Origin of the sequence: Neobacillus niacini (assembly GCF_031456445.1) — a bacterium.
Classification (GTDB): domain Bacteria; phylum Bacillota; class Bacilli; order Bacillales; family Cytobacillaceae; genus Neobacillus; species Neobacillus niacini_I.
In genome coordinates this window covers 139,808-165,207 of sequence record NZ_JAVDUQ010000004.1, presented here as the reverse complement: position 1 = coordinate 165,207, position 25,400 = coordinate 139,808, and the positions used below count along the sequence as shown (strand labels likewise).

Below are 25,400 nucleotides of genomic sequence, written 5' to 3'. Positions count from 1 at the left end.
TATTAAAATTAATGGAAAAAGAAAAACGTGAAAAAATCACAATGGTAATAGGGCCATTGTGATTTTTTCACATTCCTAACGATTCTTTCAGAAAAGCTGTTAAATAGTCGACATTGGTTATTTTTTTATTGCATTCGGAACTATCGGTGCAAATATAATTGCCGATGGCTTTATAATAGTCCGGGTTTTTGGATTTTTTTGCTTTGGTTATGGTGGAAATATATGCAACCTGGCCAAACCGATTACAGAAGGAACAAAGATTATCTTTACTGGTCGGAGTAAATTTGCATTCGATACCGGTGATTTTTCCGTCAAGCTCATAGACAATCAATTTTTTATTGGAACTAAGATCGTTCCAGCTCAAATAGGTCAGCTGGTCGTGATCCACTTTTGATAAATCAGGCAGCTTTAATTTTTTAATTTTTGGAAACATTTTTTTTAATTGCTGCTCAGTAATTTTGGGAAAAGGTGCCACGGAAGCGGAAAGATACTGGGTGTATTGATCATACTCGGCATCCGTTTTTAGTTTGGAAAGATCCAGCAGTTCCTGTTGCTCTAGTGTTGCATGAGGAAAAAGGTCCAAAATTTTGGCATTGGCCAGGTCAATTACAGCGGCCAAAACGGTTGGAGCCACATTCTTTTTTCTGCTGTCCTTAATCAATGCGATCTGATTTTTTATAAAATTAAATTGTTCGTTTTTAATAAATTTTTCGGTCATCTTGTTTATCTCCTAACATTTTACCAGTGTCTCTATGCCCTTTATTTTAATAAATCCAGTAAGTGTTTAAAATGGAGAAAATGACTTAGAAATGTTTTTGACATAAAAAAGCACTGATGAAGGATTTTCACCAGTGCTGTTAGCTTATTTCTTTTTCGAATAGACAATTTTTTTGATTGTTTCCGTGGAGAGGTAATGTTCCTCGGCTAATTGCTGGATGCTGCTGCCGCTAATAAAAGAACTTTTAATCGCAGCATTGCGGCGGTCAAGCAGCCGTCTTCCACCACTTGAAGTTCCCCATTTCCGATATTCCTTTTCCGGCTTGGGAATGTAAAGGGTTTCCCCCTGGACATATTTTTGGATTTCCATGATCAGCTTTTCAGGTAAAACATTGTTAGCATTGATATATTTCACTTTTGCCAGCCCCTTATTTTGGTTTTGAAAAAATAAGGTGCAAAGCCGAAATATTAGAAAAGCTATGGCGATGAAATTAAATGATTCGCCCCATGCAAAGTATCGCCTTTCCAATACTAGGCTTTGCATGAGTGGCAGAAGTACCAGACAATCGTAAGTGATTCTCCATCTGTATGCACCTCCCTCAATCTGTTGTTATTATATCAAAATTTCCCACATGGCGGAAGAGGCTTGATGTTTCACAGGTCCTTTGTGATTTTGTACGCTTGGTGTGGACGCTTCGTGGCTATCAGCGGTTTTGATGGTTTTATCGGCGAAAAACGGTCTCCAATTGGCGAAATGAAGAGGCCAATCAGCGAAAACTCCTCTTCAATCAGCGAATCGCAAAACTGACAGCCCTTGTGGATCAAAACAAAAAGTGCCTGTCACCCATGAGTGGCAGGCACCTCAGTGAATGCTTACTAGTCTCCTTTTCTCTTGTTTTCGGATATTATTTACCTCCACCCCAATTTCGCTGAAATCCTTCTTCCATATTCCACTATTTTGTCAATTAATAGCTTTTCTCGATCCTCCGAAACTTGGAAATTGACATACCCAATGCTGATGGCGCCGATCAGCTCATTCATCTGGTTAAAAATGGGGGCCGCAACCGCTGAAGTCCCTTTTGTTTTCTCCCCATGACTGATGCCATACCCCTGCAATTTCACCGCCTGCAATTTTTCTAAAAACACTTCCTGTTCCGCCACGGCAACCAGTGATCCAACAATTCTCAGCGCCTCGTCATGGGGCATGAACGCGAGCATCGCCTTGTTTGCCGCACCAATATGCATTGGAATCCGATTGCCAAGCTGGTCGTAAATCCGAATCGGGTTGGTCGGACAATCAATTCTTTCAACGACAAGCGACTCCAGCCCAAATGGCTTATTGTAATAAATGCTTTCTCCGACCTCGTTCATTAACCGTTCCATTTCAGGGCGAATCTGACCGACAAAATCAAAGCTGTCATATAACTGCAAACCATATTCCAGCCATTTATTCCCCAGCGTATAATGCTTCGAGTTTGGATCCTGCTGAATCAACCCATATTTTTTCATGGATTGCAATAGGCGGTGGATCGTACTAACAGGCAGGTCACACTCCTTCGATATTTCCGTAATCGACAGCCACTTTGCCGCTTCACTGCCGGAAATAATCCCGATAATTTCCATCGCTCGATCGATCGTTTGCATTTTCCCCACTCCATTTTTCTAAATAATGATTTAAAATTCCGCATTATGGAACATTATTCTTACTATACCTTAATTTTTAAAAATTAAAAACATTGACACGATTATTAAACTGCATTACTATCAAATTATAAATTTCATTTGACGAAATAAAATTCCACTATATGAAAAAATGGAGGTTGCTCACATGTTTAAAAATGTTATCGTTAAAACCCCTGGGAAAACATATGTAAATGGATTAACCACTTCAGATCTTGGAGCACCGGTTTTAGAAAAGGCACTTGAACAACATATATCTTACATAGAAGCCCTTAAACAATGCGGTGTGGAGGTAACCGAGCTTTTGGCAAACGAAAACTACCCTGATTCCACCTTTGTTGAGGACACCGCTGTTATTACCCCTGGCTTCGCCGTGGTCACCAACCCGGGGGCGGCAACCCGAAACGGTGAAATCATCGAAATGGAGCCGGAATTAAAGAAGTTTTATGACAAAATCTATCATATTGAAGCGCCTGGAACTCTTGAGGGCGGAGATATTTTACAGATCGAGGATCATTTTTACATTGGCGTTTCAACAAGAACCAACCACGAAGGCGCCAAGCAATTAAAACAAATCCTTGAATCCGAAAACTACAAGGCTACGATTGTGGAACTCGAAAAGTTTTTCCACTTAAAAACCGGAATCACTTATTTAGGAGAAGGAACCGTTGCTGTTGCCGGTGAATTCGTCGACCATGCTGATTTCAATTCCTATAAAAAAATCATCGTTCCGCCGGAAGAAGAGTACTCAGCCAACTGCATTCGCGTCAATGATTATGTCATCGTTCCAGCCGGCTTCCCGCAAACAAAGAAAAACATTGAAAACGCAGGCTTCAAAACCATCGAGGTCGATACAACCGAGTTCCGTAAATTAGACGGCGGATTAAGCTGCTTGTCATTGCGCTTCTAAAAATTTTTTGTTGCAGTACGTTTATGTTAAATGTGCTGCAATAGCTTCACTAAAATAGGGAGATGAAAGGCATGACAGAATATCAATGGGCAACAAAAGAAGGGCTACGCCGTTTGTTATGTGAGGTCGTGGGCTGGGAAAGCCGGACGCTGACGCTAGGAGAACGGGAATTCCCTGAGAAGCTAGCAGCGAAACTGCAGAGTTTGCCTTATTTTCAAGAAAACCCTGACTACTTAGGTCTTCATGATGCGGATCTGGAAAGAAGATTCGTCACCGCTCTATACAAACATCCTGAAGCGAAGGACACCATTGTTCTCATTAGCCATTTTGATACGGTTTTTACAGAGGAATACGGGGATATTGAGGAATTCGCCTTTAAACCTGAGGAATTGACCCAATTGCTACACAGCCGAATCGAAAGCCTACCAGAGGATGCACGGGAGGATCTTCTTTCCGGTGAGTATTTGTTTGGTCGCGGTACGATGGATATGAAAATGGGTCTCGTCATGCATATGGGATTAATTGAAAAGGCTTCCGCCGAAAAATGGCCGATTAACCTTGTTTTAGTGACCGTCCCGGATGAAGAAGTCAATTCGGCGGGAATGCGGGCTGCCGTCGTGAAATTAGTAGGAATGCGTGAAGAACATGGACTCACTTATAAGTTATTTTTAAATGGAGAGCCGGTATTTACGCAGCAGCCAGGGGACCGCAATTTTTATGTCTACTCAGGCTCAATCGGAAAAATTATGCCGTCTGTCCTTTTTTACGGCCGTGAAACCCATGTCGGCGAACCACTTAGCGGGATTACTGCGAATTATATTGCTTCGTTTATGACGCAGGAGATGGAGTGGAACATCAAGCTCCAGGAAACGGTTATGGGCGAGAAAACCCCGCTTCCGGTCACCCTGCAGCAAAAGGATTTGAAGATGGAGTACTCGGCACAGACGCCATTCCGTGCGTCCGCCTTGTATAATGTGTTTTTAATGAAGCGAAATGCAGCGGAAATCATGGGTATTTTTGAAGAGATTGCCGGAGATGCAGCGAAGGCTTGTAACACGGCTTATCAAAAAATCTGTACAGCCCAAGGTGTGAAGCCGGTAGGGGAAGTTCGTGTGCTCCGCTATGAACAATTATTGGAGCATGCTGTTAGGAAACTTGGTCAAGATTTCGTGGATTTGGTGAAAGCCAAGGTTCTTGAGAACAATGAATGGGATGACCGCGATAAGTCCTTCCAAATTGCGGATACATTAATGATTGAGTGCCAAGAGCTGGCACCGGCGATGATTTTGCTCTATGCACCACCGTATTATCCAGCCGTCAATTCGTCTGATAGTGAATTTATCCGTGAATGTGTGAAGCATATAAAAGAGCAGGGGATGGAGAAGTTTGGATTGCCAGTGGGACAAATCCATTATTTCAATGGCATTTGCGACCTAAGCTATGTGAATTACAACGATGCTAACGAGGGTTGGAATTCCTTTGTAGCGAATACACCTGTTTGGGGAGACAGCTACAGCATCCCATTCGAGGAAATGAAACAGCTCCAAGCACCCGTACTGAACGTAGGACCCTTCGGAAAAGACGCCCATAAACGAACTGAACGCCTTCATATGAAGAGTGCGTTTGAAGAAGTTCCCGTGCTTGTGAAGGAGTTAATAAAAGCGATTTCCAAGAACAGCACTAAGGGAAAGGTACCATGTAAATAACATCGCCAAATTAAAAAAAGAGGGTACCCCTAAAAGTTGATGATACTTTTGGGACACCCTCTTTTTTTTTCTTATAGAAAATTAGTTTGCCGATTTAAAAATATCCTCTATTTGTTCCAATGATAGGCCTCTTGTAGTTTGGCATGACTCCCCAATAATGAATATGAAATGAAGAGCCATTTTGGCTTATGCGATGAACGTAATCATTCAAAGAGGCTTTTCCTGATAAATATTTACTTAAATCCGAAAAACCTTCCTTTCCAAGACCCGTAAAATTTAGGTTTATCACGTAAGTTGACATAGAGTAGTAACTTTATTGTATCAAAGTAAACAATCTGACAAATTTAAATAATTAAAAATAATGAAATATTATTATTGACTGAAAACGCTTTTAGGATTATTATTGAATCAAATATAACCAACACTTAACCAAAACATTACAACAAGTAGACAAAAGAGTCACCATCTTTGATTGTGTTGGTAAGTTATTAAGAGATTACCAAATTGTTTAAATCATTACCTAATAGATACTAAATGGACTTTTTAAGGAGGAAGAAATCATGGCAGAAGTAGCGACACAAGTAAGAACCATTAAGAACTACATAAATGGAGAATGGGTTGAAAGCAACACAGTCAAATATGAAGATGTCTATAATCCGGCAACAAAAGAAGTAATGGCTCAAGTACCACATTCTACAAAGGAAGATGTCGAACTAGCTGTAGAAGCTGCGAAAAAGGCATTTGAAAAATGGAAGGACGTTCCGGTTCAAAAACGTGCAAGAGTTTTATTCAACTTCCATCAATTATTACAAGAAAATGCAGAAGAATTAGCGCGTTTAATCACCATCGAAAATGGTAAAGCCCTGACAGAAGCAAGAGGAGAAGTTCTTCGCGGGATTGAGAATGTAGAATTTGCTGCCGGCGCTCCAACGCTTATGATGGGTGATTCCCTCACAAACATTGCAACAGATATTGAAGCAACCAACTATCGTTATCCAATCGGTGTTGTTGGCGGGATTGCACCATTCAACTTCCCAATGATGGTTCCATGCTGGATGTTCCCAATGGCGATTGCAGTGGGTAACTCTTTTATTTTAAAACCATCTGAAAAAACACCGCTTTTAGTAGAAAAATTTGTCGAGTTATTTGAAAAAGCAGGACTTCCAAAAGGTGTATTCAACGTCGTATACGGTGCCCATGATGTGGTAAACGGCATCTTAGACCATAAAGAAGTAAAAGCGATTTCCTTTGTTGGTTCAAAGCCAGTTGGTGAATATGTGTACAAGCGTGCAAGCGAAAACTTAAAACGTGTTCAAGTTTTAGCCGGTGCGAAAAACCATGTTACGGTCCTAAATGATGCTGATCTTAATGATGCGGTAACGAATATTATCGGCTCAGCATTCGGTTCTGCCGGCGAGCGCTGCATGGCAACTTCTGTTGTAACTGTTGAAGAAGGCGTCTATGATGCATTCTTAGCTAAGCTAGTTGAAAAATCAAAAGAAATTACAATGGGTAACGGTTTAGATGATGGTATCTTCTTAGGACCAGTGATCCGTGAAGAAAACCAAAAACGTACCATTGGTTATATTGCAAAAGGTGTCGAAGAAGGAGCAAAACTAGCACTCGATGGACGTGAACGTGTTCTAGAAGAAGGCTACTTCGTTGGACCAACCATTTTTGAAGAGGTAACAACAGACATGACCATCTGGAAAGATGAGATTTTTGCTCCAGTATTATCGGTCGTAAAAGTGAAACACTTAAAAGAAGCAGTAGAAATTGCGAACCAATCTGAATTCGCGAACGGTGCTTGCATTTTCTCAACCAATGCCTCTTCCATCCGCTACTTCCGTGAGAATATTGATGCAGGTATGCTCGGAGTGAACTTAGGTGTACCAGCACCAATGGCGTTCTTTCCATTCTCTGGCTGGAAATCCTCTTTCTTCGGTACATTACATGCAAATGGAAAAGACAGCGTTGACTTCTTTACTCGTAAAAAAGTTGTGACTGCTCGCTATAAAGCACCAACATTCGAATAATCTAAAAAGGGTCAGACTCCCATTGCGGTAATGCGTTAAAGGAATGGGGGACAGACCCCCATCGTGGTAATGTGTTAATGTGGTGGGGGACAGACCCCCTTATTTTGGAGGTATACAAATGAGCAAATTACTTCGCAAACCAACTAAAAATGAAACCGCATCAGGAGTCTCGATTGTCCACGATGTAACAGAACAAAATTCTCCATTAGAATATGTTGGATTTAAAGTCGTTGATCTTGTTCCAGGCGCTGAATATTCAGAAGAATTAGGCAATAAAGAATGCTGCATTGTCGTTTTAACAGGAAAAATACATGTGACAGATGGCGAACAAACATTTGAAAACCTTGGCACGCGTGAAAGTGTTTTTGAAAAAAAACCAACCGATAGTGTTTATGTATCTAATGATCGAAGTTTTGAAGTAGAAGCGGTGACACAAGCAAGAGTGGTTCTCTGTTATTCCCCATCAGAAAAGCAATTACCAACCAAGCTGATCAAAGCTTCTGATAACGGCATTGAACATAGAGGCAAATTCAGCAATCATCGTCTGGTACACAATATTTTACCTGATTCCGATCCCTCTGCTAATAGTTTACTAGTTGTAGAGGTTTATACTGAAGCAGGAAACTGGTCGAGCTATCCGCCGCATAAACATGACCAAGACAACTTGCCTCTCGAATCATTTTTAGAAGAAACCTACTACCATGAAATGAATCCGCAGCAAGGTTTCGTCTTCCAACGAGTTTATACGGATGACCGTTCCCTTGATGAAACTATGACGGTCGAACACGGCGATGTCGTCCTTGTACCGGCTGGTTATCATCCAGTAGGTGTACCGGATGGTTACACTTCCTACTATTTAAATGTCATGGCAGGACCAAAACGTATTTGGAAATTCTACAACGATCCTGATCACGAATGGATCTTAAACCGGTAAGGAGCTGTTTTCGAAAATGAAATATCTATTTAATGAAGAAAAAGAATACGACCTCATTGCCATCGGCCGTGCCTGCATCGATTTAAATGCGGTTGAATACAACCGGCCAATGGAAGAAACGATGACGTTTTCCAAATATGTAGGCGGTTCCCCGGCTAACGTCGCGATTGGTTCATCCAAACTGGGCCTGAAAGCCGGTTTCATTGGGAAACTTGCTGATGATCAGCATGGCCGTTTTATTGAAAGCTATATGCGCAGTGTTGGCATCGATACTTCCAATATGGTCGTCGACCAAGAAGGTCATAAAACAGGCTTAGCATTTACCGAGATTAAAAGTCCGGAAGAGTGCAGCATTTTAATGTACCGTGAGAATGTGGCCGACCTTTATTTGGCCCCATCCGAAGTCAACGAAGATTACATAAAAAAGGCAAAAATCCTGCTTGTTTCCGGGACTGCGCTATCGAAAAGCCCGTCACGTGAAGCGGTATTAAAAGCAGTAGGTCTTGCCAAAAAGAACGATGTGAAGGTTGTTTTTGAATTAGATTACCGTCCATATTCATGGGAATCCGTTGAAGAGACATCTGTCTATTATCAATTAGTCGCCGAGCAATCCGATGTCGTGATCGGCACTCGTGATGAATACGATGTGCTTGAAAACAAGCTAGAAGGCAACAACGAAGAAACGATCAACTACTTATTCCGGCATTCTCCGGAACTAATCGTTATCAAGCATGGTGTCGAAGGATCTTACGCCTACACTAAATCAGGGGAAACCTTTAAAGGTCATGCTTATCTGACCAAAGTGTTAAAAACATTTGGCGCTGGTGATTCCTATGCCTCTGCTTTCCTTTATGCCTTACTAACAGGCAAGGAAATTGAAACGGCCTTAAAATATGGAAGTGCATCGGCTGCAATTGTTGTCAGCAAACACAGTTCGTCCGAAGCAATGCCAATTGTATTAGAGATTGAACAATTAATTGCCGAAAGAACGGAAAAGATTGAGGTGAAATAAACCGTGGGAAAAATTAGATTAACAACCGCTCAAGCTTTAATCAAATTTTTAAACCAACAGTATATCCATGTAGACGGTCAAGAATATCTGTTTGTTGAAGGGGTTTTCGCTGTCTTCGGCCATGGGAATGTCCTAGGAATCGGGCAGGCACTTGAACAGGACGCCGGTCATTTAAAAGTCATCCAAGGAAAAAATGAACAAGGGATGGCCCTTGCTGCGATGGCTTACGGTAAACAAATGCTCCGCCGAAAAATATATGCTGTAACCACCTCCGTAGGTCCTGGTTCCGCGAACCTTGTAACAGCAGCAGCAACTGCTCTTGCAAATAATATTCCGATGTTGTTAATCCCAGGGGACACGTTCGCAACGAGACAGCCGGATCCGGTCCTGCAGCAATTTGAACAAGAATACAGTGCAGCTGTGACCACCAATGATGCCCTTAAACCAGTTTCAAGATATTGGGACCGCATTACCCGTCCTGAACAATTGATGTCCAGTCTGCTCCGTGCATTTGAAGTGATGACAGACCCGGGTAAAGCAGGCCCTGCGACGATCTGTATTTCACAGGATGTAGAAGGTGAAGCGTTTGATTATGACGAGAAATTTTTCGAAAAACGTGTACACTACCTTGACCGTAAATCTCCTGTAGACCGTGAATTAAAGGGAGCAGCGGAACTGATTAAAGCAAGCAAAAAGCCGTTGATTTTAGTCGGGGGCGGTGCAAGATATTCAGGTGCACGCAATATATTAATGAAGATTTCCGAAAAGCACAATATTCCTTTAGTCGAAACCCAAGCCGGTAAATCAACCGTAGAATTTACCTTTAAAAATAATTTAGGCGGTATGGGGATTACCGGAACATTAGCAGCCAACAAGGCAGCTCGCCAGGCAGATCTTATTATCGGAATCGGTACAAGATATACGGACTTTGCGACTTCTTCAAAAACCGCCTTCGATTTTGACAATGCTAAATTCTTAAATATTAATGTCAGCCGCTTGCAGGCTTATAAATTAGATGCTTTCCAGGTAGTAGCTGATGCAAGAACAACATTAGAACAATTGGCACCATTGTTAGATGGATACGAAAGCGAATTCGGTCCAATGATTGAAGAATTAAAAACGGAATGGTTAGCGGAACGTGACCGTTTAAGTAAAGTCACTTTCAGCCGTGAGAATTTTATTCCTGAAGTCAAGAACCACTTCTCACAGGAAGTACTAAATGAATATGCCGATACGTTAAAAACGGAATTTGTTCAAACAACAGCACTAATCACGATCAATGACATTGTAAATCCAGACAGCATTGTGATTAGTTCAGCCGGATCCCTTCCTGGTGACTTGCAGCGGGTGTGGAATCCAACTGTGCCGGAAACCTATCATCTAGAATACGGTTACTCTTGTATGGGCTATGAAGTATCAGGTGCATTAGGGATTAAATTAGCAGCACCAAATCAAGAAGTTTATTCCCTTGTAGGCGATGGCAGCTTTTTAATGATGCACTCTGAGCTCATTACAGCCATCCAATATAATCAAAAAATTAATGTTCTTCTATTTGATAATTCAGGATGGGGCTGTATCAATAATCTACAAATGGATCATGGCGGCGGCAGCTACTATTGTGAATTTAGAACCCATGACAATAAAGTCCTCAATATTGATTATGCGAAAGTAGCAGAGGGATATGGGGCTAAAGTATACCGTGCCAATACAGTAGAAGAATTGAAAGCAGCCTTAGAGGATGCGAAGAAACAAGAGGTTTCTACTTTAATAGAAATGAAAGTGCTGCCAAAGACGATGACAGATGGTTATGACAGCTGGTGGAATGTGGGCGTTGCTGAAGTTTCTAATAAGGAAAGTATTCAGCAAGCGTATGAATCCCGAAAACAGAAACTAGAAACAGCAAAACAATATTAAGAGGAGAAGGATCTTATGGGGGAACAAACTATTCTATGGGGAATCGCACCAATTGGCTGGCGGAATGATGATATTCCGGAAATTGGAGCAGGGAACACCTTATCTCATTTGTTAAGTGATATTGTTGTAGCAGGCTTTCAAGGAACAGAAGTCGGCGGATTTTTTCCGGAAGCTGAAGTATTGAATAAAGAGCTGAAGTTAAGAAACTTAAAAATTGCAGGACAATGGTTTAGTAGTTTCATTGTTCGGGATGGTATAGAAGAAGCAGCTAAAGCCTTTCATAAGCATTGTCAGTATTTAAAAGAAGTTCATGCCAGCGTTGCGGTTGTATCAGAGCAAACTTATAGTATCCAGGGGACAGGAAAGAATGTTTTCAAGGAAAAGCCTTACTTTACCGATGATGAATGGAACACATTGTGTGCAGGACTAAATGAACTTGGAAAAATAGCACAACAATATGATTTAAAACTCGTCTTCCATCATCATATGGGAACCGGTGTTCAAACCCTAGAAGAAATTGATCGGCTCATGGAAAATACGGATCCCAACCATGTTCATTTACTTTATGACACAGGCCACATCTTCGTCTCTGATGGAGATTATCTAACACTATTAAATAAACATCTAGACCGGATTAAGCATGTTCACTTTAAAGATGTTAGAAAAGAAGTTTTGGAAAAATGTAAGCAGGAAGGCAAATCATTTTTACAATCCTTCTTAAGCGGCATGTTTACTGTACCTGGTGATGGCTGCATCGATTTTACAAACGTTTACGAGACGCTAATCAACAATGAATACCAAGGATGGATTGTGATAGAAGCGGAACAAGACCCATCCATTGCACACCCCCTAGAATATGCTCTCATTGCTCGTCAGTATATTGATGAAAAACTATTAGTGCACGCTTAATCAAGAGGAGGGCAACGATATGACAAAACAGGGAACGGTGAAACCTCGAAATCAGAAGTCATTTTTAAAGACAATTACTTTAGTCTCGACCTTCGGGGGTTTGCTTTTTGGTTATGACACGGGAGTGATCAACGGCGCCTTGCCATACATGTCTAAATCGGATCAGTTAAACCTGACTCCGGCAACGGAAGGGCTTGTTGCGAGTTCACTCCTTTTCGGAGCCGCACTTGGGGCGATGTTTGGAGGCAGATTATCAGACAAAAATGGCCGTCGTAAAAATATTCTTACTCTTGCAGTTCTGTTCTTTATTGCTACGCTTGGCTGTACGCTTGCGCCAAACGCATCTATTATGATTGTCTTTCGTTTCTTACTTGGTTTAGCAGTTGGGGGTGCTTCGGTAACAGTACCAACCTATTTAGCGGAAATGGCTCCGATGGAACGACGGGGCCGAATGGTCACCCAAAATGAGTTGATGATTGTTACTGGACAATTTTTGGCCTTTACTTTCAACGCCATTATCGGGACCACACTTGGGGAAAGCGGCAATGTTTGGCGGTTCATGCTTGTGATTGCGACGCTACCGGCAGTTGTCTTATGGTTTGGGATGCTAATTGTACCGGAAAGCCCGCGCTGGCTGGCATCTAAAGGGAAAATTGGCGATGCATTAAGAGTACTGCAGCAAATCCGTGAAGAAAATCGTGCTCAATCCGAGCTGAAAGAAATTAAAGCAGCTCTTTCTGAGGAAAAAGAAGTAAAACAAGCAACCTTTAAGGATCTAAATACGCCGTGGATTCGCCGGATTGTTTTTCTAGGAGTTGGAATTGCCGTGGTTCAGCAAATAACCGGTGTTAACTCCATTATGTATTATGGAACGGAAATCCTAAAAGACTCAGGATTCGGAACAGAGGCAGCGCTGATTGGTAATATTGCAAACGGTGCCGTCTCCGTTCTAGCCACGTTTGTTGGAATCTGGCTGCTAGGCAAGGTTGGCCGCCGCCCGATGTTATTGACTGGACAAATCGGAACGACCGCAGCATTGCTCTTAATTGGGATATTCTCGCTTGTGTTAAAGGGATCTCCTGCACTTCCATATGTGGTACTTTCGCTAACCGTAACATTCCTTGCATTCCAACAAGGAGCGATTTCACCCGTAACCTGGTTGATGCTCTCGGAAATATTCCCGCTTCGATTGCGTGGAATTGGAATGGGAGCAACGGTATTTTGCTTATGGATCACGAACTTCTTAATTGGATTATTATTTCCAGTACTACTCGCCGGGATTGGTCTATCAACCACTTTCTTCGTCTTCGTGGTACTTGGAATTGGGGCCATTGCCTTCGTAAAAAAATATTTACCAGAAACAAAGGGCCGTTCCCTTGAAGAATTGGAACATCATTTCCGTACCTTTGATCAAAAAGGGGTTACAGATGTTTCGAGCAAAGTAGCTCAGTAATTTTATCGTAAGCGATTACTCTTTAAGACTATTATTATAATAACCGGGAGGAACTTAATCATGACTTTGAGATTTGGTGTTGTAGGAACTGGAGCCATTGGCCGTGAACATATTAAAAGAATTACCAACACATTATCAGGCGGAAAAATTGTCGCTGTCACCGATGTGAATCAAGAATCTGCCAAACAAACCGTCGAACAATTCGGCTTGGATGCCGTTGTCTATCCTGATGATAAAACACTAGTAAAGGCTGAAAATGTTGATGCAGTACTTGTTACTAGCTGGGGTCCCGCACATGAGCAAACGGTATTGGCAGCAATTGAAGCAGGAAAATATGTTTTCTGTGAAAAACCTCTTGCAACGACTGCCGAAGGTTGCATGCGTATCGTTCAAGCTGAAATCAAGCATGGCAAGCGTCTTGTCCAGGTTGGATTTATGCGCCGTTATGACCGCGGCTATGTACAAATGAAAGAAGCAATCGATAATGGTTTTATTGGCGCACCTTTAATGATTAAAGCTGCTCACCGTAATCCAACTGTTGATGAAAAATATACAACGGAAATGGCTGTTGTTGATACTTTGATTCATGAAATTGATTGCCTTCACTGGTTAGTAAATGATGATTATAAATCTGTCCAAGTCGTGTATCCAAGGAAAACCAAATATGCCTTAGCTCATCTGCAAGATCCGCAATTGTTTACGATTGAGACACAGGGCGGTATCGTCATCAATGTAGAGGTATTTGTAAACTGCAGATTTGGATATGATATTCAGTGTGAAGTAATTGGCGAAGACGGAGTTGTGACCTTGCCTGAACCGTTAAGTATCGGCTACCGTAAAGACGCAAGATTAGGGACGAATCTATTAATGGATTGGAAAGATCGCTTTATTGATGCTTATGACGTAGAATTGCAAGACTTTATGGATTCTATTAAGAAAACGGGAGAGCCTAATGGGCCGACTGCATGGGATGGCTATATTGCAGCTGTCACTGCAGATGTATGTGTGAAGGCACAACAGACAGGGGAAAAGGAATCGATTACACTTCAAGAAAGACCAGCATTTTATAGTGAAAATGCTATTGGCACAACTGTTTGACTTTAGAGATGGAAAAGCAGTGAAAGGGGATAAAAACAAATGCGTTTAGCATATGATCCGTCACATTTTCGTGACAATACTAATTTAAAAGATACGATTGATGCCGTTGCAAGATTAGGCTATGAATGGGTAGAGTTATCTCCACGTAAAGATTTTATTTGGTTTAATCAATACCCAAAGGTTGATAAGCAGCTGATAAAAGATTTAAAAAGATATTGTGCAGATGCCGGCGTCAAAATCTCTTCCGTACTTCCTGTTCAACAATGGTCATCACCCATTGAAGAAGAACGACAAGCTGCAGTGAGAAACTGGAAACGCTGTATCGAAATCACTTCTGAATTAGGAGTAGATTTGATGAACAGTGAATTTGCCGGCGACAAAAGCCGTCCAGTTGATAGCGAAGCGGCATTTGTTAAATCAATGGAAGAGTTAATGCCGCTTTTTGAAAAAGAAGGGATTAAGCTGAATCTTCAATCGCATCCGAATGATTTTATTGAGTTGAACACAGAAGCTATCCAAATGATTCGTGCCCTGGATAAAGATTGGATTAAGTTGGTTTATTCTGTCGCACATGCATTCTTTTATGATGATGGTATTGGCGATGTAGCCAAACATTTAGACGAAGCAGGGGATTTACTTGCACATGTCCTTATTGCGGATACCCTTAATCATAAAGCAGCATTTGGATTACGCTATATCATTAATCCGCCAGATGCCAAAGTAACGATTCATCAGCATTTGAATCCAGGTCAAGGGGAAGTAGATTTTGATGCGTTATATCGAAAATTAAGAGAAATGAAATTTGACGGAATTGTAACGAATTCAGTATTCGCATATCCAGATAAACCAGAGTGGTCAAATGATGTAACAATGAAATCCATTAAAGAGGGATTATATATTTAAGTTTATTCTCAAATAAGCATTGTTAAAAGAAATTATAACAATGCTTTATCTGAAAACTTCCAATTATAGTTTATAGACGTTCGATAGATGAAATAATGGAAACGGAGAGGTTCCTTATGAAATTATGTTTTAATCAGGCTACTACACTTGAAAACTCTAATCTTAAAAAGGATTTAGAGATTTGTGAAAAACTCGGCTATGATTATATCGAAATCCGCACAATGGATAAACTTCCAGAGTATTTACAGGAAAATTCGATTGAGACTTTAGCAGATTATTTCCAAACGCATCATATTAAACCATTAGCCTTTAATGCCTTAGTATTTTTTAATAATCGTGATGAAGAAGGCCATGCTGCCATTATTGATGAATTCAAAGGCATGCTGGAAGCAGGCAAAAAATTAGGTGTGAAGTATGTGGTAGCGGTTCCGCTTGTAACCGAACAAAAGATTTTAAAAGAAGAGATTAAAAAAAGCTGTGTAGAAGTATTAACAGAGTTATCTAATCTTGCAGAACCATATGGAATGAAAATTGCGGTTGAATTTGTCGGACACCCGCAATGTACCGTAAATACTTTCGGTCAAGCCTATGAAATTGTTGAGACTGTTAATCGTGAGAATGTAGGATTAGTCCTTGACTGCTTCCATTTCCACGCAATGGGCTCTAAAATGGAAGACTTGAAAAATGCAGACGGCTCGAAAATCTTTATTTTGCATATGGATGATACTGAGGATTTCCCAATTGGCTTTTTAACTGATGATGATCGGGTATGGCCTGGATTAGGTGCGATTGATTTAGAAGACATTTTATCTACATTAAAAGAAATCGGATATTCCGATGTAGCATCTGTAGAGTTGTTCCGACCAGAATATTATCAATTGGATGCAGAAGAAAACATTAGGACGGCTAAAGAAACGACAGTTCGAGTAGTTTCTAAATATTTCGACTTCGAATAAGAAATGGTAAGAAACTTTTTAAAAGGGGAGGTGCATGATTGATGACGATTGTATCTGTGAAAGAACATTCTCTCGTACCGATGAAAGAGATGCTTTTTAAGGCAAAAGAAGGCGGATATGCTATTGGCCAATTTAACATTAATGGCTTACACTGGGTCCAGGCAACACTGCAGGCAGCGGAAGAGGAACGGTCACCGATTATATTAGCTGCATCCGATCGCCTTGTCGATTATTTAGGTGGTTTTCGGATGGTTGCGGCAATGGTGAAAGAGCAAGTGAAACAAATGAAGATTACGGTTCCTGTTGCCTTGCATTTGGATCATGGCAGAAGTGTGGAAAGATGTAAAGAGGCCATTGATGCCGGATTTACCTCCGTCATGATCGATGGTTCTCACTCTCCCATTGATGAGAATATTGCAATGACAAAGCAAGTGGTTGAGTATGCAAGAACGTATGATGTATCCGTAGAAGCAGAGGTTGGTACTGTCGGTGGAATGGAAGATGGCTTAATTGGCGGAATCCACTATGCGGATCCCAATGAATGTTTACGGATTGTACAAGAGGCGGAAATCGATGCGTTAGCTGCTGCACTCGGTTCCGTTCACGGTCCTTATCAAGGGGAGCCAAAGCTTGGCTTTGCTGAAATGAAGCAAATTTCTGAAATGACTGGTATACCGCTCGTGTTACATGGTGGTTCTGGGATTCCAGATTATCAAATTGAAAAGGCGATCGCTCTCGGCCATGCAAAGATTAATGTCAATACAGAATGTATCCAAGCTTGGACCAATGCAGTCCGTGTCCTTTTGGATCATGATCATAAAGTCTATGACCCTAGGACGATTCTTACACCGGGGAAAGATGCGATTGTAGAAACAATCAAAGAAAAGATCAGATTGTTTAAGTCAAACCAAAAGGCTTGACGAACAGGGGGTGTCTTATCTAACATGGCTAAGGCATCCCCTATTGATACCATTTGATCTTTTATTATATAGTAAAATTATACTAATTGAACGTATAATCAGAAGTAAGAGGAGGTGGGGAGAATTGATTAAGACAAAACGGATAAAACAGATACAGGATTATATTTTTGAACATCAAACCGCTTCTCTTGACGAGCTTTGTAATGTTTTTAATGTATCTAAAAATACCATTCGACGTGATATTCAAGAATTGGTTGAACTTGGGGAAATTAAAAAGGTTTATGGCGGGGTTGCTGTCAATGCTGAGGCACTTGTTTCCTTTAGCGACCGGAAAACGCGAAACCAACAATCAAAAGAATTAATTGCGAAAGCTGCCGCAAGCTATGTGGAAGACGGGGATGTCATTTTTATCGATTCCGGAACAACCACATTAGAAATGATTGACTATATCAAAACGAAAAATTTGACGATTATTACGAATAATCTTGATTTTATGATCAATGCCCTTCCATATGAGAATTTAAATGTTATTTCTACCGGCGGGGTACTGGAACGCAAAACGAATTCCTTTATCAGCCTGAAACAATTTAATTTGCTGCAATCCTATAATATCAACAAAGCTTTCATGGCTTCGACGGGTATTTCGTTAACAAATGGGGTTACTAATGCCTCACCGCTAGAAAGCGAAACGAAAACGATTGCGGTGGAAAGAAGCTTAGAAGTCTATTTATTGGTGGATGGATATAAATTTGATAAATATGGTCTGATGACCTACTGTGGCTTGGAAGAGATCGACTATGTTGTGACCGATCAGATCCCCCGGGAGGAGTATCAGGAATATTTCAATCGAAATGAGATTCAACTTGTCATTGCAGATGACCAAGATTAGACATAAGAAAAAGTACTGCAGTTTGAATGTAAAAACCATGAACGTTTGTCCATGGTTTATTTATTTTTGTCTTTCTAATGAAAAAATGCCAGCTGAAAAAGGATGGGAGTGGTTCATTGCGTACTTTTAATCCGATTAGGGATAAAACCATTTTTTTAGCAGTTTCATTCATCTTATGGTTTTCCCATTTTATTTATGTTTCGATTTTGTCCCCCTATATGGAATCGATTGGGGGCAAATATACGTTTATCGGAATTGTATTAGGCAGCTATGGGCTGATGCAATTATTATTCCGTTTACCGATTGGAATCTCTTCGGATATGAGAAAAGTAAGAAAGCCCTTTCTAATTTTCGGAATGATGGTCAGCGCGTTAAGCTGTTTCATCTTTTCGGTAACGGATCATTTAATATGGGTTCTTGTTGCCCGCTGCCTTGCTGGTATTGCGGCTGCAACGTGGGTTGTTTTTACAGTCCTGTATTCAAGTTATTTTTCAGATAGTGAAGTTCATCGGGCCATGAGCATGATATCCTTCATTGTTGTATTCGCCCAGCTTCTTGGGATGGGACTGAGCGGTTATATTGTTGAAGAATGGGGCTGGCATGCGCCGTTCTGGATGGGGGGAGGAATTGCGGTTATTGGTGTGATTTTGTCTTTCTTTGTGTTTGAACCGAAAGATGGCATAGAAAGGAATCCCATTCAATTAAAAGATTTAACCTCGGTAGTAAAGGACCCTATGCTATTAAAAGCTTCTTCTTTGTCGATTTTGGCTCATAGCATTATTTTTTCAACGATGTTTGGCTTTATTCCGGCCTATGCCTTACATATTGGTTTCAGGGCAGCGGACTTAATTCTTGTTATTCTTTCGTTTATGATTCCGCATGCTGTTGCCACTCTTTATATGGGAAATATATTGGTTCCGCTGATGGGGAAATGGGGAACGTTAAAAATTTCTTACTTGCTGGCTTCGGTTTTCACGTTTGTGGTTCCGTTTATTCATATAAAGGACCTATTTTATCTCGTACAGGTTTTTAATGGGTTTTCATTGGGGATTATTTTTCCCTTGTTGTTAGGGATGTCGATCGAAACGATTCCACATGTCAAAAGAGCCACAGCAATGGGAGCCTATCAAGCCATTTATGCCACTGGGATCTTTGCAGGACCTTTTTTTGCTGGAATATTGAATTCCCGTTTGGGGATTACGGCTGGTTTTTATTTCACTGCCGCAATCGGACTGCTGGCGGTTATTTTAATTTGTTTTTGGGAGAGAAAAAACCCCTTCAGAACAGCAGTAAAAATAAGAAATCGATTGGATCTATAAAACTATACCTAATAAAAAAGAGTCATAGGATGGCTCTTTTTCTATTAGATATTATTCTGAAATAGATAGGAATACGAAACTATTAGAAAATACAAAAAAATCTGTTGACTGAAAACGCTTAACAAATTATTATTAAATTAACCAAAAGTTAACCAATACGTTACAAGTTAATTTTTAATAAAAGTTAAAATGGGAATTAAAGTAATGTATTGTGGTAATATACGCGGCAATAAAACTATATTTACCCACTATATAACCAATAGTTAACAAAGAATTGAGAATTTGAAATTGGCTCTTCATTACTTTAGGAGGTGAATGATTTTCGAAAAACCTATGTCCGAATAACTAGGCTAAAAAACTCCTAAGATCTTTACATAAAAATGAATGTTAATAAGGGGGAATTATTGGTGATGAATAAGAAATTAATGGGTTTGTTGATGGCTTTTGTTTTACTTTCAGGATTACTAGCCGGTTGTGGATCGGCAACAACTTCAGGTAAGGATAAAAACCAAATTGTCATTGGTGCCGCGATGCCTGTATTCGACGATAAATGGCTATCTTACTTATATGATGGAATTAATCAATATGATAAAGAACATAAAAATGTTGAAGTCAAAATGGTAGATGCCAAAAATGACTCTAGTAAGCAAATGTCTCAAGTTGATACATTCATTACTCAAGGCGTAGATGCAATCATTATTAACCCAGTTGATACAGATGCAGTTGAACCAATGGTCAATGCTGCAAATGATGCTAATATCCCAGTGATTATTGTAAATAGAGCGCCAAGTAAAAAGGTTCTGAAAAAAATCTATGCATATGTTGGATCGGAGTCCCTTGAGGCTGGAACACTTCAAATGAAAAAGGTAGCTGAGTTACTAGGTGGAAAAGGCGATATTGGTCTAATGAATGGTACATTGGGTCAAGAATCAGTAGTAAAAAGAACACAAGGTAACAAAGATGTTGTAAAAGAAAACCCAGGTATGAAAATTGTTCGTGAAGCTTCCGCTGATTATCAAAGATCCACAGGGATGACCTTGATGGAAAACTGGATCCAATCTGGAAAACATTTTGATGCCATTGTTGCAAATAATGATGAAATGGCAATCGGAGCGATTGCAGCTCTTGATGAAGCTGGTAAGCGTGGAAACATTATTGTTGCTGGAATTGACGGAACAATCGATGCGTTAAAATACGTTAAAGAAGGCAAATTAAATGTTACCGCTTTCCAAGATGCATTTGGTCAAGGTAAAGGAGCCATTGAAGCAGCCATTGATGCTGTAAAAGGTAAAAAATTAAAAAATAACTTTATTAATATCCCATTCCAATTAGTGACAAAGGATAATGTTGACGAGTTTATCAAAAAATGGGAAAAGTAATGCCCTATTGTAAAGGTCGCTCAGAATCGAGTTCTGAGCGGCCCCTTTACAAAAATCTTAATCTAGGCGGTGACGTAGGGTGAGTGATTATATTCTCGAACTCGAAAACATTACAAAGGAGTTCCCCGGGGTAAAAGCATTAGATAATATCCAGTTAAAGATAAGAAAAGGATCTGTTCACGGCCTAATGGGTGAGAATGGGGCAGGAAAATCCACTCTAATGAAGATTATCTTTGGGATCTATACTCCAGATGCAGGCACCATTCGGTTCAAAGGTAAAGAATTAAAAGTAAGCGGGCCAAAAGAAGCGGTGAAAAATGGGATTTCCATGATCCATCAAGAATTAAGTCCTGTCCCGCATATGACGGTGGCTGAGAATATTTTTTTAGGTAGAGAATTTTCATTTGGAAAGACCGGCTGGGTGAATAATAAAAAAATGGTAGAAGAGTCCAGAAAACTCTTTGAAACATTGAATATCAATATTGACCCTACCACGAAAATGAAAGATTTAAGTATTGCCAATATGCAAATGGTGGAGATTGCGACCGCTGTTTCATATAATGCTGATTTAATCATTATGGATGAGCCAACATCGGCGATTACAGATAAAGAAGTTGATCAACTCTTCGGAATTATTCGTTCCTTGCAAGTCAAAGGGGTTTCTATCATTTATATTTCACATAAAATGGATGAAATTTTTAAAATCTGTGATGAATTAACAGTCTTTCGGGACGGCCAATATATAGGTACAAAATCAGCAAAAGAAATAGATGAAAATACATTGATTCAGATGATGGTTGGGCGGGAAATAAAGCAAGTTTTTCATAAAGAAAAAGCTGAATTGGGAGAAGTCATCTTAGCAGTCAAAAATCTTTCCAGGAAAGGGAAGTTCCAAAATGTTAATTTTGAACTTCGTAAAGGCGAGATTTTAGGAATTGCTGGACTAATGGGAGCGGGGAGAACAGAGGTCATTGAGAGCATCTTTGGAATTGACCCTCCTGATACCGGAGAGATTTACATAAAAGGCAAAAAGGTAAAAATAAAAAATCCGCAAGATGCCATTAAAAATAAAATGGCGCTGTTAACGGAAGACCGGAAATTAACGGGTGCCTTTCTTCCTCTATCTATTAGGGAAAATATGATTATCTCAAATATTAATCGTTTTTTAAAGAGTGGTTATATCAATAATAGCCTAGTGAAAGAAAAATGTAATGAACAGGTCGAGCTGTTAAATATTAAAACCCCTCACCTCGATCAGCTCATTATGAATTTAAGCGGTGGAAATCAACAGAAAGTATTACTGGCAAGATGGCTTCTGAATGATCCGGATATTCTCATCCTGGATGAACCGACAAGAGGTGTAGATGTAGGGGCTAAATCAGAGATTCATAAGCTAATGTCTAGACTCGCACAGCAAGGAAAAGCCATTATTATGATTTCTTCCGAAATGCCGGAAATCTTAGGGATGAGCGACCGAATTATTGTCATGCATGAGGGGAATAAAAAGGGAGAATTAGGGCGAGAGGAAGCAAACCAAGAAAGAATATTAGAAATCGCTTATCATTAATATTTTTTAGGGAATGGAAGAGGAGGGTTCAAATTGAGTAGTCCATCAACTAGTACTGTTTCAGCCATAAATCAAAGCAGTGAAAAAAAGCTTTGGAAAGAAAAGATTGGCCCATTCATTAGTAAATATGGAATTGTGTTTGTTTTACTTGCGATGGTTATTATCATGTCATTTCTATCACCGTCCTTTCTTAAAACACAAAACCTATTAAACATTGTCAGGCAAATCTCATTTATTGGTATTGTCGGAATTGGCGTTACCATCGTTATTATTACAACCGGTATTGACTTATCTTCCGGTTCAGTTATTGCATTGACTTCCGTTATGGTAGCGAGTTTTGCACACCCTGGGGACTCTCTGATCCTATCATTATTGATTGGAGTAGGGGTTGGGGTAGCCTGTGGAGCAATAAACGGGATTATTTCAACGAAGGGTAAAATTCCGCCATTTATTTCAACACTTGGGATGATGACAGCAGCAAGAGGTTTGGCTTTGTTGTATAGTGACGGAAGACCAATTCCGAACTTATCTGATTCATTTATGTTTTTAGGCAGGGGGGTAATTGCCGGAATTCCGGTTCCAATTATAATATTTGCTCTAGTAGGGATTGTCTCTCATGTATTACTAGCTAAAACAAAGTTTGGTAAGTATACCTATGCGATTGGCGGTAATGTTCAAGCTGCGAAAATCTGTGGGATCAATGTTGACCGCTACCTAATTTTAATCTATGTTTATGCAGGATTGTTATCTGCTATTGCCGGCATGCTGCTAACTGCAAGGGTAAGTGTCGGGCAGCCAAGTATGGGAGTATCCTTTGAGCTTGATGCGATTGCTGCTGCCGTTATTGGTGGAACTAGTTTAGCGGGTGGGGTTGGTACCATTCCTGGAACGATTATTGGTGCCTTAATAATCGGCGTTTTAAACAATAGCCTTGATTTATTAGGAGTATCTTCTTATTGGCAGCAAATTTTAAAGGGTGCGATCATCGTAAGTGCTGTTTTAATTGATTCTCGAAAAAACAAAAAAGCTTAATAGAGAAGAACAGATGGTCTGACTTTTAGAGGTCAGGCCCATTTTATGAAACAAGATAAAAGGTTTTCCTAAAATAATAAAAGGTGGAGATTTCGGATGATTAGGGTAAAGGTTGGTATTGTCGGTTTAGGAAGATTAGGTCGACTGCATGCAGAAAATTTGGCATTTCGGATTCCAAATTGTGAATTATCAGCAGTTTGCAGTGTAATCCCCGAGGAAGTGGAACAAGTTCAAAAAGATTGGAATATTCCCTATGCCTATACGAATTATGATGAAATGCTAAAAAATAAGGAACTGGATGCCATCTTTATTGCCTCTCCATCCGGTTTTCATTGTGAGCAAATTGAGAAAGCTTTAAATGCTGGATTCCACGTGTTTAGCGAAAAACCACTTGGATTGTATTTAGAAGAAGCCCTCCGTATTCGAAAAGTAGTAGATGAACATCAGGAACAAGTATTTATGCTTGGTTTTATGCGCAGATATGATAAATCCTATGCATATGCGAAAAAGAAAATAGAAGAAGGCAAAATTGGGGAGCCATTTTTAATTCGCTGCTATGGTCTTGACCCGGCAAAAGCCATCAACGGATTTATGCAATTTGCAAAAAACAATTATAGCGGCGGTTTGTTCCTTGATATGGCAATTCATGATCTGGATCTTGCCAGATGGTATTTAAACGCAGAAGCCAAACAAGTTTGGGCTATTGGCGGTGCCTATGCCTATCCCGAATTTTCAGAGTTAAATGATGCTGAAACGGGTGCGGCAATGGTAAAATTTGAGGATCATAAAATGGGGATTTTTGTAGCCGGTCGTAATAGTGCCCATGGCTATCATATTGAAACAGAGATTATCGGTACAAAGGGTACGTTACGAATTGGAACGGTTCCTGAAAAAAATATGGTTACTGTCTTTGATGAAACAGGTGCAGTACAGGAATGCTCAGATGGTTTTTTAGAACGATTCGAACAGGCTTATTTAAGTGAAGTTGAGGAGTTCATCTCTTGTGTTAGGGAAAATAGAAAGCCAAGCGTTACAGTCGAAGATGGAGTGTTATCAACAGCTCTTGGCTATGCTTGCAAAGAATCATTTGAAACAGGAGAGTTGATTACAGTTCAATCTCCATATCATACACGGATCAATAAATGACTCAATATTTTGTTAACAAAGACTTTCATTCTAGCTTTGAGGATGGTTCCATTCCGAAACTGCTCTATATTTGTAACGTTGATTCAACTCATACAAGCTTCCCTCGTACGATGCACATGCATCATGATATTTTGGAAATTATTTTTATCAAAGAGGGAAGCGGTGGTCAATTAATTGGCGATCGGCCTTATAAAACCCTTAAAGGTGATATTTTAATTTATAATAGCGGTGTGCTTCACGATGAATATGGAGATCCAGATAATAATATGAGCGTTTTTTGCTGTGGAATTAAAAATTTAAAGCTATCTGGATTACCTAAAAATCATTTGGTTTCAAAAGATTCTTCCTATGTTTTGCGCAGTGGGGAGTATGCTTCGAATATTGAATCATTAATGGAAATGATGTATTCACAAATTTCGGAGGAAAAGCCTGGCGCGGAGGAAACTTGCATCTATTTGCTTCGGGCACTGATCACGCATATCTTGCAAATTCCGCAGGAGAACCTCGTGGTATCAAAATCAGAAGAATCTATTTTATCCAATAACATAAAATCTTACATTGATGAGCATTATTTGGAAGATATTTCATTGAGCTTTCTTTCTCAAAAACTTCACATCAGTTCCTTTTATTTGGTGCATGTCTTTAAGGAATATACGGGGTTTTCCCCCATTCAATATATAATTCGACGCCGAATTGGGGAAGCACAGTCATTACTGATTAACACGAACGAAAGTGTTACCAAGATAGCCGGTATGGTTGGTTATGATAATACTAGCCACTTTACAACCCTTTTTTCTAAAACTGTAGGAATGTCTCCAAAAAAATACCGACAATTATGGATTAAAAAATGAACTATGGAGCCGGCCAGGTCTAGCTAGTTAATAGGTAAATATTTTTCATCATTATATCATTAGGGAATA

At 40.0% G+C, this 25,400-nt stretch carries 22 protein-coding genes; 19 read left to right on the top strand and 3 right to left on the bottom strand.

The window, feature by feature from the left end; all coding sequences use genetic code 11:
• Window positions 1-67 precede the first annotated feature (67 nt).
• The 3 genes from J2Y67_RS06620 to J2Y67_RS06610 all read right to left on the bottom strand — a co-directional run bounded on the left by J2Y67_RS06620 (window position 68) and on the right by J2Y67_RS06610 (window position 2,361).
• Window positions 68-718 (bottom strand): FusB/FusC family EF-G-binding protein, encoded by a 651-nt coding sequence (locus J2Y67_RS06620; protein WP_310172009.1) that lies wholly within the window; start codon window positions 716-718, stop codon window positions 68-70.
• Between the two features lie 144 nt (window positions 719-862).
• The gene (locus tag J2Y67_RS06615; RefSeq protein ID WP_310172007.1) at window positions 863-1,132 is read right to left on the bottom strand and encodes a CD3324 family protein; all 270 of its coding nucleotides are present in this window, start codon (window positions 1,130-1,132) and stop codon (window positions 863-865) included.
• 494 nt (window positions 1,133-1,626) lie between these two features.
• Complete coding sequence (locus J2Y67_RS06610; RefSeq protein ID WP_310172004.1) at window positions 1,627-2,361, bottom strand: IclR family transcriptional regulator; 735 nt, start codon at window positions 2,359-2,361, stop codon at window positions 1,627-1,629.
• Window positions 2,362-2,545: 184 nt separating this feature from the next.
• Here J2Y67_RS06610 and J2Y67_RS06605 point away from each other — a divergent pair, with 184 nt between their 5' ends.
• The 19 genes from J2Y67_RS06605 to J2Y67_RS06515 all read left to right on the top strand — a co-directional run bounded on the left by J2Y67_RS06605 (window position 2,546) and on the right by J2Y67_RS06515 (window position 25,331).
• Window positions 2,546-3,307, top strand: coding sequence for a dimethylarginine dimethylaminohydrolase family protein (locus J2Y67_RS06605; protein WP_310172003.1), 762 nt, complete (start codon window positions 2,546-2,548; stop codon window positions 3,305-3,307).
• Between the two features lie 71 nt (window positions 3,308-3,378).
• Entirely contained in the window at window positions 3,379-5,013 is a 1,635-nt protein-coding gene (locus J2Y67_RS06600) for a M20/M25/M40 family metallo-hydrolase (RefSeq protein WP_310172001.1), read from the top strand.
• A gap of 560 nt (window positions 5,014-5,573) precedes the next feature.
• On the top strand, window positions 5,574-7,049 hold the full coding sequence (locus J2Y67_RS06595; protein ID WP_310171999.1) for a CoA-acylating methylmalonate-semialdehyde dehydrogenase: 1,476 nt from the start codon (window positions 5,574-5,576) through the stop codon (window positions 7,047-7,049).
• Between the two features lie 118 nt (window positions 7,050-7,167).
• Window positions 7,168-7,983, top strand: coding sequence for a 5-deoxy-glucuronate isomerase (gene iolB / locus J2Y67_RS06590; RefSeq protein WP_310171997.1), 816 nt, complete (start codon window positions 7,168-7,170; stop codon window positions 7,981-7,983).
• A gap of 16 nt (window positions 7,984-7,999) precedes the next feature.
• Window positions 8,000-8,995, top strand: coding sequence for a 5-dehydro-2-deoxygluconokinase (gene iolC, locus J2Y67_RS06585; protein ID WP_310171995.1), 996 nt, complete (start codon window positions 8,000-8,002; stop codon window positions 8,993-8,995).
• Window positions 8,996-8,998: 3 nt separating this feature from the next.
• Window positions 8,999-10,909, top strand: coding sequence for a 3D-(3,5/4)-trihydroxycyclohexane-1,2-dione acylhydrolase (decyclizing) (gene iolD / locus J2Y67_RS06580; RefSeq protein WP_310171994.1), 1,911 nt, complete (start codon window positions 8,999-9,001; stop codon window positions 10,907-10,909).
• Window positions 10,910-10,924: 15 nt separating this feature from the next.
• A complete protein-coding gene (gene iolE, locus J2Y67_RS06575) occupies window positions 10,925-11,818 on the top strand; it encodes a myo-inosose-2 dehydratase (RefSeq protein ID WP_310171992.1) in 894 nt (297 codons plus the stop codon).
• A gap of 19 nt (window positions 11,819-11,837) precedes the next feature.
• Window positions 11,838-13,271, top strand: coding sequence for a sugar porter family MFS transporter (locus tag J2Y67_RS06570; protein WP_310171990.1), 1,434 nt, complete (start codon window positions 11,838-11,840; stop codon window positions 13,269-13,271).
• A gap of 60 nt (window positions 13,272-13,331) precedes the next feature.
• Window positions 13,332-14,369 (top strand): bifunctional inositol 2-dehydrogenase/D-chiro-inositol 1-dehydrogenase, encoded by a 1,038-nt coding sequence (gene iolG / locus J2Y67_RS06565; protein WP_310171988.1) that lies wholly within the window; start codon window positions 13,332-13,334, stop codon window positions 14,367-14,369.
• A gap of 39 nt (window positions 14,370-14,408) precedes the next feature.
• The gene (locus J2Y67_RS06560) at window positions 14,409-15,272 is read left to right on the top strand and encodes a sugar phosphate isomerase/epimerase family protein (protein WP_310171986.1); all 864 of its coding nucleotides are present in this window, start codon (window positions 14,409-14,411) and stop codon (window positions 15,270-15,272) included.
• Between the two features lie 116 nt (window positions 15,273-15,388).
• Window positions 15,389-16,228, top strand: a complete 840-nt coding sequence (gene iolI, locus J2Y67_RS06555) for a 2-keto-myo-inositol isomerase (protein WP_310171985.1) — start codon at window positions 15,389-15,391, stop codon at window positions 16,226-16,228.
• Window positions 16,229-16,269: 41 nt separating this feature from the next.
• The gene (fba, locus tag J2Y67_RS06550; RefSeq protein WP_310172135.1) at window positions 16,270-17,148 is read left to right on the top strand and encodes a class II fructose-1,6-bisphosphate aldolase; all 879 of its coding nucleotides are present in this window, start codon (window positions 16,270-16,272) and stop codon (window positions 17,146-17,148) included.
• A gap of 124 nt (window positions 17,149-17,272) precedes the next feature.
• On the top strand, window positions 17,273-18,037 hold the full coding sequence (locus J2Y67_RS06545; RefSeq protein ID WP_310171984.1) for a DeoR/GlpR family DNA-binding transcription regulator: 765 nt from the start codon (window positions 17,273-17,275) through the stop codon (window positions 18,035-18,037).
• 77 nt (window positions 18,038-18,114) lie between these two features.
• On the top strand, window positions 18,115-19,356 hold the full coding sequence (locus J2Y67_RS06540; RefSeq protein WP_310171982.1) for an MFS transporter: 1,242 nt from the start codon (window positions 18,115-18,117) through the stop codon (window positions 19,354-19,356).
• A 410-nt stretch (window positions 19,357-19,766) separates the two neighbouring features.
• Window positions 19,767-20,735, top strand: a complete 969-nt coding sequence (locus tag J2Y67_RS06535) for a sugar ABC transporter substrate-binding protein (protein WP_310171980.1) — start codon at window positions 19,767-19,769, stop codon at window positions 20,733-20,735.
• A 79-nt stretch (window positions 20,736-20,814) separates the two neighbouring features.
• On the top strand, window positions 20,815-22,302 hold the full coding sequence (locus tag J2Y67_RS06530) for a sugar ABC transporter ATP-binding protein (protein WP_310171977.1): 1,488 nt from the start codon (window positions 20,815-20,817) through the stop codon (window positions 22,300-22,302).
• A 66-nt stretch (window positions 22,303-22,368) separates the two neighbouring features.
• Window positions 22,369-23,334, top strand: coding sequence for an ABC transporter permease (locus J2Y67_RS06525; protein ID WP_310172132.1), 966 nt, complete (start codon window positions 22,369-22,371; stop codon window positions 23,332-23,334).
• A 96-nt stretch (window positions 23,335-23,430) separates the two neighbouring features.
• On the top strand, window positions 23,431-24,480 hold the full coding sequence (locus J2Y67_RS06520) for a Gfo/Idh/MocA family oxidoreductase (protein WP_310171975.1): 1,050 nt from the start codon (window positions 23,431-23,433) through the stop codon (window positions 24,478-24,480).
• Window positions 24,477-25,331 carry an AraC family transcriptional regulator gene (locus J2Y67_RS06515; RefSeq protein WP_310171973.1) on the top strand — a complete coding sequence of 285 codons (855 nt, stop codon included), beginning with the start codon at window positions 24,477-24,479 and terminating at the stop codon, window positions 25,329-25,331. The genes J2Y67_RS06520 and J2Y67_RS06515 overlap by 4 nt, the downstream gene beginning before the upstream one ends.
• Window positions 25,332-25,400 lie beyond the last annotated feature (69 nt).